Origin of the sequence: Kitasatospora sp. NPDC057015 (assembly GCF_042673745.1) — a bacterium.
Classification (GTDB): domain Bacteria; phylum Actinomycetota; class Actinomycetes; order Streptomycetales; family Streptomycetaceae; genus Kitasatospora.
Map to the genome: position 1 here is coordinate 47,643 of NZ_JBHUSG010000032.1, position 11,457 is coordinate 59,099.

13 protein-coding genes are annotated in these 11,457 nt (G+C 74.5%); 7 read left to right on the forward strand and 6 right to left on the reverse strand.

What is annotated here, in order from left to right; translation table 11 throughout:
* Positions 1-33 precede the first annotated feature (33 nt).
* Positions 34-1,251, reverse strand: coding sequence for a cytochrome P450 (locus ACFTWP_RS26225; protein WP_380267269.1), 1,218 nt, complete (start codon positions 1,249-1,251; stop codon positions 34-36).
* Positions 1,252-1,456: 205 nt separating this feature from the next.
* Between ACFTWP_RS26225 and ACFTWP_RS26230 the strand changes: the two genes are divergently transcribed.
* The 3 genes from ACFTWP_RS26230 (at position 1,457) to ACFTWP_RS26240 (ending at position 3,238) form a co-directional block, all read left to right on the forward strand.
* The gene (locus ACFTWP_RS26230) at positions 1,457-1,822 is read left to right on the forward strand and encodes an ArsC/Spx/MgsR family protein (RefSeq protein WP_380267270.1); all 366 of its coding nucleotides are present in this window, start codon (positions 1,457-1,459) and stop codon (positions 1,820-1,822) included.
* Between the two features lie 113 nt (positions 1,823-1,935).
* Positions 1,936-2,487 (forward strand): DUF1697 domain-containing protein, encoded by a 552-nt coding sequence (locus ACFTWP_RS26235; RefSeq protein WP_380267271.1) that lies wholly within the window; start codon positions 1,936-1,938, stop codon positions 2,485-2,487.
* 205 nt (positions 2,488-2,692) lie between these two features.
* Positions 2,693-3,238, forward strand: a complete 546-nt coding sequence (locus tag ACFTWP_RS26240; protein ID WP_380267272.1) for an FHA domain-containing protein — start codon at positions 2,693-2,695, stop codon at positions 3,236-3,238.
* Positions 3,239-3,280: 42 nt separating this feature from the next.
* Here ACFTWP_RS26240 and ACFTWP_RS26245 read toward each other — a convergent pair whose 3' ends face one another.
* Positions 3,281-4,243 carry a DUF1152 domain-containing protein gene (locus ACFTWP_RS26245; RefSeq protein WP_380267274.1) on the reverse strand — a complete coding sequence of 321 codons (963 nt, stop codon included), beginning with the start codon at positions 4,241-4,243 and terminating at the stop codon, positions 3,281-3,283.
* 71 nt (positions 4,244-4,314) lie between these two features.
* Here ACFTWP_RS26245 and ACFTWP_RS26250 point away from each other — a divergent pair, with 71 nt between their 5' ends.
* Both ACFTWP_RS26250 and ACFTWP_RS26255 read left to right on the forward strand, forming a co-directional pair.
* Complete coding sequence (locus ACFTWP_RS26250; RefSeq protein WP_380267275.1) at positions 4,315-4,887, forward strand: DUF6891 domain-containing protein; 573 nt, start codon at positions 4,315-4,317, stop codon at positions 4,885-4,887.
* Positions 4,888-4,966: 79 nt separating this feature from the next.
* The gene (locus ACFTWP_RS26255; protein WP_380267276.1) at positions 4,967-5,479 is read left to right on the forward strand and encodes a GNAT family N-acetyltransferase; all 513 of its coding nucleotides are present in this window, start codon (positions 4,967-4,969) and stop codon (positions 5,477-5,479) included.
* A gap of 48 nt (positions 5,480-5,527) precedes the next feature.
* On the opposite strand, the gene ACFTWP_RS26260 is transcribed toward ACFTWP_RS26255, so the two are convergent.
* Positions 5,528-6,175: a TetR/AcrR family transcriptional regulator C-terminal domain-containing protein gene (locus tag ACFTWP_RS26260; protein WP_380267277.1), complete on the reverse strand. Its 648-nt coding sequence runs from the start codon at positions 6,173-6,175 to the stop codon at positions 5,528-5,530.
* 102 nt (positions 6,176-6,277) lie between these two features.
* On the opposite strand from ACFTWP_RS26260, the gene ACFTWP_RS26265 reads away from it, so the two are divergent.
* Entirely contained in the window at positions 6,278-7,771 is a 1,494-nt protein-coding gene (locus ACFTWP_RS26265; protein ID WP_380267278.1) for an FAD-dependent monooxygenase, read from the forward strand.
* Between the two features lie 62 nt (positions 7,772-7,833).
* Here the strand turns inward: ACFTWP_RS26265 and ACFTWP_RS26270 are convergent, their stop codons facing one another.
* Positions 7,834-8,571, reverse strand: a complete 738-nt coding sequence (locus ACFTWP_RS26270) for a hemerythrin domain-containing protein (RefSeq protein ID WP_380267280.1) — start codon at positions 8,569-8,571, stop codon at positions 7,834-7,836.
* 219 nt (positions 8,572-8,790) lie between these two features.
* On the reverse strand, positions 8,791-9,834 hold the full coding sequence (locus ACFTWP_RS26275) for an alpha/beta hydrolase (protein WP_380267282.1): 1,044 nt from the start codon (positions 9,832-9,834) through the stop codon (positions 8,791-8,793).
* A gap of 523 nt (positions 9,835-10,357) precedes the next feature.
* Between ACFTWP_RS26275 and ACFTWP_RS26280 the strand changes: the two genes are divergently transcribed.
* Complete coding sequence (locus ACFTWP_RS26280; protein WP_380267283.1) at positions 10,358-11,104, forward strand: SDR family oxidoreductase; 747 nt, start codon at positions 10,358-10,360, stop codon at positions 11,102-11,104.
* A 68-nt stretch (positions 11,105-11,172) separates the two neighbouring features.
* On the opposite strand, the gene ACFTWP_RS26285 is transcribed toward ACFTWP_RS26280, so the two are convergent.
* Complete coding sequence (locus tag ACFTWP_RS26285) at positions 11,173-11,424, reverse strand: hypothetical protein (RefSeq protein WP_380267285.1); 252 nt, start codon at positions 11,422-11,424, stop codon at positions 11,173-11,175.
* Positions 11,425-11,457 lie beyond the last annotated feature (33 nt).

An 11,457-nucleotide genomic window follows, 5' to 3' on the forward strand; every position in this document is an offset into this window, starting at 1 on the left:
CGGGCCGCCGGTGGCCGGGTGCACCGCCCGCTGTCAGGTCAGGCCGACCGGCAGCGTCTCGAAGCCGCGCAGGACGAGACGGTCGCGGCGGACGGGCACGCCGGCCGGGGCCAACCGGGGGAAGCGCCCGAGCAGCGCGGGCATCGCCACCGCGGACTCCAGCTTCGCCAGCTGGGCGCCCAGGCAGTAGTGCGGGCCGCCGCCGAAGCTGAGCGGCTGGCTGTCCGTCCGGGTGGGGTCGAAGACCTCGGGGCACCGGTAGCGGGCGGGGTCGCGGTTGGCCGCCCCGAGCAGGACGAACACCACGCTGCCCGCCGGGGTCTCCACCCCCTCGACGGCCAGGCCGGGGGCGAGGGCGATCCGGGAGGTGAGCTGCACCGGCGAGTCGAAGCGCAGCACCTCCTCGGTCAGGCCCGCCGGGGTGACGGTGCCCGCGCGCAGGCCGTCGGCCGCCGCCGGGTGGTCGAAGAGCAGGGCCAGGCCGTTGCCGAGCAGGTTGGTGGTGGTCTCGAAGCCCGCGACCAGCAGCAGGACGAGGTTGGCGAGCAACTCCTGCCCCGACAGCCGGGTACGGTCGGCGGCGGCCACCTCGACCAGTGCGCTGACCAGGTCGTCCTTGGGCCGGGCCCGGCGCTCGGCGGCGAGCTCGGTGAAGTACCCGGCCAGCTCGTCGGCCGCCAGGTCGGCGGCGGTCAGCTCGGCGGGGTCCGCGATGAACTCCAGGGCGCTGGTCAGGTCGGAGGCGAGGCCGCGGAAGCGGTAGCGGTCCGCGGCGGGGACTCCGAGCAGTTCGCAGATCACCCCGACCGGCAGCCGGAAGGCGAAGGCGTCCATGAAGTCCACCGGCGTGCCGTCGGCGCCCCGGTCGGCCATCTCGTCCAGCAGTTCGCCGACGGCCGCCTGCACGGCCGGCTCCAGCGCCGCCACCCGGCGGGCGGTGAAGACCGAGGCGATCAGCGAGCGCACCCGGGCGTGGTGCGGGGCGTTGCTCTCCAGCACCGAGCGGCTCAGCAGCACCGTGGAGGAGTGCCGGGTGAAGTCCGGGTCCCACTCGGCCTGCATGTCGTGGTCGGCCACGCCGAAGGCGGGGTCGCGCAGGATCCGGTTGGCGGCGCCGTGGCCGACCGCCATGGCCTGCCCCGCCCCGCAGGGCAGGACGGCCCCCAACTCGTGCGCCCGCCGGTAGAGCGGGTACGGGTCCGCCCGCCCCTGCGTGCCGACGAGCCGGCCGATGATCTCTTCGCCGTCCATTCCGGTTCCCTCCCCCTGTCCCCGGATCACCCCGTCGCCCTCCGGGCCACCCTGAGAACCGCGCGGGCCCGGTGCGGAGTTCCCGCGCGGTGTTCGCGCCCGGTGCTCCCGCGCGCTGCTCCCGCCTGCGGCGGCGCGGCGGGGACGGCGGGCCGCCGCGGCGGCGCTCGGGTGCGGGCGGCGGGCGGGTGAGTACCCTGACGGAATGGAGATCTGGATCAACCCGCGCTGCGGCAAGTGCCGGTCCGCGCTCACCGAGCTGGAGGCCGTCGGGGCCGAGTACACCGTGCGGCGGTATCTGGAGGACCCGCCGACCGCCGCCGAACTGGAGCAGGTGCTGAAGCGGCTCTCCCTCGAACCGTGGGACATCACCCGCCTGGACGAGCAGGCGGCCAAGGACGCCGGCATGAAGCAGTGGACCCGCGAGCCCGGTGACCGGGTGCGCTGGATCGCGGCGCTGGCCGAGCACCCCGTCCTCATCCAGCGTCCGATCATCACCGCGGACGACGGTCACGCGATCGTCGCCCGGACGCCGGAGGCCGTGAAGTCCATCCTGCCGCCGAAGGCCTGAGGCCCGGTCGGCCCCGCACGGCGCCACCGCCCCGGACCGTTCGGCCCCGGCGGCCCGGGTCACCCGCGCCGCCGGGGCCGACGCGTGTCGGCCCCCGGTGCCACACTGGCGGCATGACCGACACGACGTACATCGCCTTCCTCCGGGCCGTGAACGTGGGCGGCCGCACCGTGACGATGGAGCGGCTTCGTGCGCTCTTCACCGAGCTCGGGCTGAGCGGGGTCCGCACGTACATCCAGAGCGGCAACGTCTTCTTCCACACCTCCGAGAGCGACCGCGCGAAGCTGACCCGGCGGATCGAGGAGCACCTGGAGGACTCCCTCGGCTACGCCGTGCCGACCATGCTGCGCACGGTCGGGGAGGTCGAGCGGCTGCTGGCAGCCGACCCCTTCGACGGACGCGAGGCGGACCCGGACACCCGGCTGGTGGTGGTCTTCCTCCCCGAGCCGCTGCCGGACGACTACGAGCTGCCGCAGACCTCTCCCAAGGGCGACTACGAGATCGTCGGCGCGGACGGCGGTGCCGCCTTCGTGGTGATGCACCTGCGCGGCGGGCGGATGAACACCAACCCCGGCGACGTCCTCGGCAAGGCGTACCGGGGGAAGGGCACCGGGCGGTTCCTGCACACGCTGCACAAGATCCTCGCGGCCGCGCAGAAGGGCTGAGGCCGCCGCCCGCCGCCTTCCGCCGCGGCACCGGGCGGCCGGTCGTGCGGCACAACGCCGCCGGTGGCGCGAGGGCACGCGGCCGGTGGTCGGGTACCGGACGGCCGGTGGTCGGGTACCGGACGGCCGGTGGCGCGGTCCGACCGCGAGCTGACGTCCCGCCGGCTTCTGGACAGCGCGGTCCGGGAAACCCGACAATCACCCCATGACCTCTCCTGAGTTCCGGACCCGGGTGGCCCGCCCGTCCGAGGCCGAGCGGGAGCGGGCGCTCGGGGTGCTGCGCGAGGGCGCCGGGAGCGGCCGGCTGTCGCACCACACCTTCATGACCCGGATGGAGATCGTCCTCCAGGCGCGCAGCCGGGCCGAGCTGGACGCCGTGCTGGCCGACCTGCCCGAGAGCCGGCCGGTGTCGCGGCTGGCGCTGCGGACCGTGGGCCGGCTCTCCGCCTTCGGCGTGGGGCTGCGCGACGCCTGGCGCCTGGAGCGGCTGCCCGGGCTCAACCTGCCGGAGTCCGGCACCGGGCTGCTGACCATCGGCCGGCTGCCGGGGTCGGGCCTGCGGCTGAGCGACGCCTCGGTGTCGCGTACGCACGCCGAGCTGCGACGCGAGCACAGCGGCTGGATGCTCTACGACCTGGGCTCGACCAACGGCACGCACGTGAACGGGCGGCGGGTGGCCGGCGCGGTCCGGGTCCGACCGGGCGACCAGGTGAAGTTCGGCAACCTGGAGTTCCGGCTCGCGGCCTGCTGAGCGCGCCCTCCGGTGACTGCGCGCGCCCCCGGCGGCGCCGCCTCAGTGCGGGAACTGCCGCGGCGGGCGCTGCTGAGGCAGGCCGTCGCGGAACTCCTCCACCACCGAGCTGATCTGGCGGGTCAGCGTGGTGCGCTCGATCCGGTCCAGGTAGAGGTTCGCCGCCGCCAGGGCCTCGACGGTGACCCCGAAGTAGAGCGTCATCAGCGGGTTGACGAAGAGCTCGCCGCCCCTCGTCCGCTCGGTGAAGCGCACGTCGCCGAACTCCCCGCGCAGGGCGGCGGCCACCGAGCCCTGGACGATGCTCGGATGCTCGGGGAAGGCCGCCCGGGCGTGCTCGACGGCGTCCAGGTAGAGGGCGCCGGCCCGGCTCTGCCGCGGGAGGGAGAAGGCGCCGAGGTAGCCGCCGGCCCGCTCCAGCGCGGCCAGGTTCTCCAGCACCAGCGAGTGGTTGACGCCGTGGTAGGCGTCGATCCCGAAGCCCAGGCAGGCGACCAGCCGTTCGGGGACCTCCGTCAGCCCCGCGACCGCGCCCAGGCTGGCCATGTCCTCCTCGGGGGTGCCCAGGCCGCACTCGTCGCCGCGCATCAGGATGTCGGTACCGCCGTCCACCAGCAGGATCGCGTCGATCCCGAGCTCGGCGACGAGCGCGCGGTAGGCCGCCCGCAGCGGCCGGACCCCGACCGAGGCGAAGGCCCAGACGGTGTCGGGCATCCCGTGCAGGCGCAGCCAGCGGGCCAGCGTCCGTTCGGGGAAGTAGCGTTCGGCGGTGTGGGTCCCGGGGCCGATCCGGGCCACGTCCGGCGCCAGCCAGACCTCCGCGTCGAGGCCGTAGAGGTGGCTGAAGGAGAGGTTCGCGAGGTGCACCTCCTTGCCCGCCTCGCGCAGCGCGAGGGCCAGCGGCAGGCCGGCGTAGACGTCGAACCCGCCGCCCGCGCCGGCGATCAGGATGCGGTTCGCGGAGCGGAGCCGGGTGAGCAGCGCGGGCTCGAAGAGTGAGGTCATCGGGGGGAGACTAGCAACGCAGCTGCCACCCGGGCAGCGGGATTGTCTTAGGCAGGTGCGAGGATTCGCGCATGACCCAGGAATCCTCCCTCGCCCCCGACGTACTGCACGATGCCCAGGAGCGCGCCCGGGAGCTGATCCGCGGTGGGTTCCAGGAGCCGGACGAGATAGCCGAGTCCCTGGTGGACTTCCTGGACGACCAGGGGTTGACGGAGGACCAGGCCGAGCAGATCGTCACGCCCCTGTGGGAGGAGCGGCTGGCCGAGCAGGCCGGCTGGCCCGAGGTGACGGACGTCGACCGGCTGGTGGAGGCCTTCGACGCGCTGGAGGCCGACGGCATCGTCGCGGCGATGGACTTCACCTGCTGCAGCAGCTGCGGCTACGCCGAGATCGGCGGCGAGGCGGACGACGACTCGCGCGGATTCGTCTTCTTCCACGAGCAGGACACCGAACGGGCCGCCGCCGGTGGCGGGCTGACGCTCCGGTACGGCAGCCTGCGGCACTCGGAGGAGGAGACGGCGGAGGTGGGCCGCGAGGTGGTCGCCGCCCTCGCCGAGGCCGGGCTGAACGCCAAGTGGAGCGGCTCGCCCGACGAGGCGATCACCGTCACCCCGCTGAACTGGCAGCACCGGCTGCCGGAGTAGACCGACCGGATCGCCGCTCGGGCCGGGCCGGCCCGCTCACCGTGCCCGGCCCGAGCGGCGATCCGTATGCTGGTGAGCCATGGTGAGGTTCGAGCGGCTCCGGGCCGAGCACGCAGGCGCCCTGCTGGCCTTCGAGCGGGAGAACCGGGCGTACTTCGCCCGAACGGTACCCGACCGCGGCGACGCCTACTTCGCCGAGTTCGCCGCCCGCCATCGGGCCCTGCTCGCCGAACAGGCCACCGGAGCCTGCCACTTCCACCTCCTGCTGGACGACACCGGCCAGCTGCTCGGCCGGGTCAACCTGGTCGACGTCCAGGGCGGCGAGGCCGAACTCGGCTACCGCATCGGCGAATCCGCCACCGGTCGGGGCCTGGCCACGGCCGCCGTCGCGGAGATCCGCCACCTCGCCGCCACCGACTACGGCCTCACCGCCCTCGTCGCGTGCACCACCCTCGACAACCCGGCGTCCCGAACCGTCCTCGAACGCAACGGCTTCACCCCGGTCGGGGAGGTCGACCTCGACGGCCGGCCGGGGGTGCGGTTCCGCCGGGAGCTGGCGCGGTTCCGCCCGGAGCCGGCGGCACGCGGCTGAGCCGCCGCTCGGTCGGATAGGGCTGCCGGAGCCGCCCGCGGCCGCCTCTCAGGCCGGCCGGCCCGGGCGCAGCTCGGCCTCGATGCCCGCCAGCAGGATGGCCAGGCCGCGCTCGAAGCGCTGCTCGTAGTCGGTGAACAGGCCCGGGCCGGCGGCGGCGGCGAGGGGGTGGTCGGGGCCGATCTGCTCGGCGCGGGCGGCCGGGTCGTACTCCGGGGCGGGCCGGCCGCCGGGGTGCGGGTGGACGGCCTGCTCCTCGATCACGAAGCCGATGGTGTAGGCGTACGCGGTGAAGAAGGCCTGTACGGCGTCGGGGAGTTGGAAGCCGTCGGCGGTGAAGGCGGCGAGCAGGGCGTTCTGGCCCCCGCTGTGGCTCTGGTCGGTGAGGCGGGTGCCGCTGAACACCTTGGCACCGTCGCGGTAGCCGAGCAGGGCGGTGCGCAGGGTGCGGCAGCTGGTGGCGAGGGCCTGCCGCCAGCCGTCCGGGATGCCGGCGCCGGCGCCCATCCGGCGGAGCATCTCGGTGGCCATCTCGTCGAGCAGCGCCTGCTTGTTGGCGAAGTGCCAGTACAGGGCGGGTGCCTTGACGTCGAGTTCGGTGGCGATCCGGCGCAGCGTGAGGCCGTCGAGGCCGGTCTCGTTGAGCAGTCGCAGGGCGGTGTCGACCACCTGCGCCCGGTCCAGTTTCTGTGCCACGCCCGTCCTTCGTCGAGTCTCCGCCGACCCCCCTTGACAATTTAACACCGTTAAGCCCATCCTCGGAAGCGCCAGCAACTTAACAACGTTAAGGAGAAGCTCGTGATCGAGAACAGGGCAGTGGACGGGCAGCAGGACGAGACCACCGACGTCCTGATCGTCGGCGCCGGACCGACCGGCCTCACCCTCGCCTGCGACCTCGCCCGGCACGGCGTACGCGCCCTGCTGGTCGAGCGGGACGAGGCGCTGTTCCCCGGCTCGCGCGGCAAGGGGCTGCAGCCGCGCACCCAGGAGGTCTTCGAGGACCTCGGCGTGCTCGACCGCGTCCACGCGGCCGGCTCGCCCTACCCGCGGATGATGACCTGGGAGGACGGCGAGCGGCACGGCGAGTGGGACCTCGTCGAGCGCGGCACCGCCGGCCCCGCCACCCCCTACCCGGACGTCTGGATGATCCCGCAGTGGCGCACCCAGGAGATCCTGCACGCCCGACTGTCGGAGCTCGGCGGGCGCGTCGCCTTCGGCACCGCGCTGACCGGGCTGGAGCAGCACCCCGACCGGGTCGAGGCCCGGCTCACCCGGGTCGGCGGCGACACCCGGACGGTCACCGCGCGCTACCTGGTCGCCGCCGACGGCGGGCGCAGCACGGCGCGGCGGGCGGTCGGCGTCGCGATGCACGGGGAGGAGGTGGACCCGCGGCCGGCGCTGGTCGCCGACGTCCGGATCGAGGGGCTGGACCGCGACAACTGGCACGTCTGGCCGAAGGCCGCGGGCGGCGCGCTGCTGCTCTGCCCGATGCCGGGCACCGAGGACTTCCAGCTCTTCGCCCAGTTCGAGGACGGCGCCCCGGACACCTCGCCCGAGGGGGTGCGCAGGACCGTCGCCGGCCGCACCCACCTGGCCGAGAGCGCGGTCACCGAGGTGCGCTGGGCCTCGGACTTCCGCCCCCGGGCGGCGCTGGCCGAGCGGTTCCGGCAGGGCCGGGTCTTCCTCGCGGGGGACGCCGCGCACATCCACTCCCCGGCCGGCGGCCAGGGCCTGAACACCAGCGTGCAGGACGCGTACAACCTGGGCTGGAAGCTCGCCGGAGTGCTGCGCGCGGGGGCGCCCGAGTCGCTGCTCGACAGCTACCAGGAGGAGCGTTTCCCGGTCGCCGCCTCGGTGCTGGGCATCAGCACCGGCCTGCACCGTGCGGAGCTCGGTGGCGCGGACGACCGGACGGCGCGTCGGGGCAGGGACACCGACCAGCTGAACGTCGGGTACCGGGGCGGACCGCTGAGCGTGGAGACCCGCGAGGGCCTGGCCGAGGACGCGTTGCAGGCCGGCGACCGGGCGCCCGACTCGCCGTACGCCGGCCCCGACGGCGCGCCGGGGCGGCTGTTCGAGCTCTTCCGCGGGACGGGGCCGACCGTGCTCGCCGTGGACTGCGAGCTGCCCGCCGTCCCGGCCGGCGTCCGGGCACTGCGGCTCACCGGCGGGCCCGCCGCCGCCGCGTACGGGCGCGGGCTGTTCGTGGTCCGACCGGACGGGTACGTGGGGCTGGCCACCCACGATCCGGCCCGGCCGGCCGGGTACCTGGCGGGACTCGGCGTCCGCTGACGGCCGGGGCCGCGGCCTACTGCGGCCTCGGGCAGCGGGAGGGGCCCGGGCGGGCAGGGCGGTCAGTCGGTGGTGGGGCCCCAGAGCGGGTTGGTGCAGCGCTCGTAGGTGGCACGCCAGTGCGGCCAGTGCCGGGCGGTGGTGTCGTCGCAGTCCGCCAGCAGGCGCTGGACGATCCGCTCGTCGACGCCGTCCAGCAGCCAGGTCAGGGCGTCGGCCGTCCCGGGGCCGTTGGCCGCGCGCAGCAGGTCCAGCAGCTCGGGCAGGCTGCCGACCCGGGAGGACTCGGTGAAGACCTTCTCCATCCGGGGCAGCAACTGGCGCTCCTCGATGCGCAGATGGGTCTCCAGCCGGGCCGCGAGGTCCTCGATCGCGTAGGCCACCGGCCAGCTGCTGCCGGCGTCCCGGGTGGCGATCCGCACCAGGGTGGTGACCCGGGTGAAGGAGTGGTCGAGGTTGTGGTGGTCGTCCTCCAGCCAGTTGAGCAGCAGCCGCAGCTCCGGGGCGAAGCGGCGCAGGATCGGCCAGAGCCGGCTGTCCTGCTGCTCGTGGTGGCAGGTGAGCATGGCGGTGAGGAAGTCCCAGTGCCGCTGCAGGGCCTGGCCGTGGGCCTCGTCGCCGGGCTGCAGCAGGCGCAGCGCGTCGGGCAGCCGGGCCAGGTCGCGGCGCAGGGCGGCGTGCATCAGCGTCAGGCCCGCGAACCGCGGGTGAGTGTCCGGTTCGTCGGTGTCCTGCTCGTGCCGGGGGTCCGTCTGGGCGGGGACGTGCGGGGGCTTGACGGGCAACAGGTGGCTGGGCATGACGCTCTCTTCGCAGGCCGGGTCTGGGATCACCAGAGTGGTCACAGTCGATCAGGAGCGAATGAATGTCCGATTGACGCGCAGGTCAGCGGCCTGCGGCCGCCGCTCCGGCCCCGTCCGGCGAGGCCGCCGGGGGCGGTGCCGGAAGAAGTCCCGGACCGCCGGGAGAACTCCACGCCGGGTGCCGGGCGAAGTCCCCGCCGGGGGCCGGCCACGGGATCAGTCGGCCTCCGGGCCGGCCAGGTTCCTGCTGAGCCACTGCAGGGTGTCGGGGATCATCTTCTTGAAGTCCGTGGTCAGGTGCTTTCCCCCGGGCTGCTCGAAGTACTCCACCTTCAGCGGCGCGGCGGCCTTGGCCACCCACTCCTTGACGAGCTTCATCTCGTAGCCGTTGGCGCCGCCCGCGGTGGCGAGCATCCGCACGTCCGCCTTGCCCTGGGCGACCATCGCGTCCGGACTGTTGGCCAGCCGGTCGGCGTCGTGGCCCTTCCAGAGCGGGGAGTCAGGGTTGAAGTAGCCGTCGATCGGGACGGCCGCCTTGAACTTGTCGGGGTGCTGGAGCGCGAGTTTGGCGCTGCAGAACGCACCGGTGGAGGCGCCCATCAGACCCCAGCCGTCCCGGCCCTTGAGGGTGCGGAAGTTGGCGCGGACGAAGTCGGGGATGTCCTCGGCCATCCAGGTGCCGATCCTGGGCTGGCCGGGGATGTCGCTGCACTCCAGGGCCTTGGCCTCGTTGGAGTCCAGGTTCTGCACCGGCATGATCATGATGAACGGGTGCGCCTTGCCCTGCCTGGACAGCTCGGCGTCCGCCTCCTGGATCGGCAGCTGGTTGTCCGTCCAGGTGTTGTAGCCGGCGCTCTGGCCGCCCGCGAAGAGGGTCAGCACCGGGAACCCGGTCTTCGCGAACCTCGGGTCGTTGTACTCCGGAGGCAGCCAGACCCACACCTTGCCGGAGACCCCCGACTTGGGACCGGCCAGGGTGGTCAGCAGGATCTGCCCGGCCGCGGTGTCGCGCGCCTTGCCGAAGGCGGCGGCCGGCCCGGTCGGCATCAGCACCTTGCTGGGCTTGGGCGGGGCGGTGGTGGTCGGCGGCGCGCTCGGCGTGCTGCTCCCGCTCGCGGGCCCGCCGGTCGGGGAGCCGTCCTTCGCGGTGTCGGTCTTCCCGCCGGTGGTCGTACTCCCGCAGGCGGCCAGGGTGACGGCCAGCACGCCGGCGACGGCACCGGTCAGGAGGGCACGGGAACGGATCGACTGCGGCTGCACGGTGAGAACTCTCCGACCGGTGTCACGCCCGCCCCGTCGGGAGCCGGCGGTGGCCCCCGGGTGGGGCCGTGGCGGGGCCGGGGCGCGGGTGGCGCGAACCCCGGAAACTGCGCGCCCCCTGAGGTGGAGCGCGCGCCTCCCCGCGATCTTATGACGCGCTCCCCCGTGGCCCGGTTGCGCCCGCCGCGGTGGCGCCCGGGTGAATTCCCGCGATCCGGCGGACCGGCGGGGCACGTCCCCTCCGTTCGGCGGGGGTGGCGGATCCGGCCCCCCGCCGAACGGAGGGGGCGGCCCGGCACGGGGCCGGACCCCGCCGGCCGGACCCCGCGCGGGACCGGCCCGCACCGGGACGTACCGCGCCGGGACGTACCAACAGGCGGAACCCCGCCGTCCGGGCCCGTCTTCGGCGCCTCCCACCAGTGACGCCGCCGCCCCGATCGCCGATCATCGAAGGTGCCGCCCCCGGTGATCGGAGCCGGGCCGCGGCGCCGACCGGCCCAGCCCGTCCGACGAGGAGCCCGCCATGCCCCAGCAGATCGCCGTCATCACGGGAGCCGGCACCGGTGTCGGGCGCGCCGTGGCGCTGGAGCTCGCCGCCTCCGGCCGGCAGCTGGTCCTGGCCGGACGGCGCGCCGAACCGCTGCACGAGACGGCCCGGCTCTGCACGGCGGGCACCGCCCTGGTCGTCCCCACCGACGTGACCGACCCCGCCGCCGTCGACGCGCTGTTCGCGGAGACCGCCGAGCGCTTCGGCCGACTCGACCTGCTGTTCAACAACGCCGGCACCTTCGGCACCCCGACGCCGGTCGAGGACCTCGGTCACGCCGAGTGGCGGGCGGTGGTGGACCTCAACCTCACCGGCGTCTTCCTCTGCGCCCAGGCCGCGTTCCGCCTGATGAAGAGCCAGGACCCGCAGGGCGGGCGCATCGTCAACAACGGCTCGATCTCCGCCCACGTCCCGCGTCCGCACTCCGTCGCGTACACCGCGACCAAGCACGCGGTGACCGGGCTCACCAAGTCGCTCTCACTGGAGGGCCGCCCGTACCGGATCGCCTGCGGGCAGATCGACATCGGCAACGCGGCGACCGACATGACGGCGGCGATGAGCAGCGGCGTCCGGCAGGCCGACGGCCGGATCGCGCCCGAGCCGACCATGGACGTGGCGGACGTGGCCCGCACGGTACGGCACATGGCGGACCTGCCGCTGGCGGCCAACGTCCAGTTCGCGACGGTGATGGCGACGGCGATGCCCTACATCGGACGGGGCTGAACCGGTCGGCACCGGCCGGGGCACTCCTCACTCGTCGCGGGTGATTCGTCGCGGGCCACTCGTCGTGGTCACTCGTCGTGGCAGTGGCGGTAGTACGGGAGGCCGCCCGCCCCTTCGAGGCGGTAGACGCTGGTCGTCGGCCAGTACTCGCCGCGGTCGGCGGCCGGCAGGTCGGCCCGCAGCGCCATCCGCAGGGACGGCGGCGGGGCGAAGGCGTGCACCCGCTTGCGGTGGCCGTCCCAGCGCCCGCCGCAGAGTTCGAGGTCGAGGACGGCGGGGCCGGAGGGAGCAGCGGGGCTGCCGGGGGTGGTGGGGGTCACTCCTCCGATGCTGCCAGCGCCCAACCCCTGCGG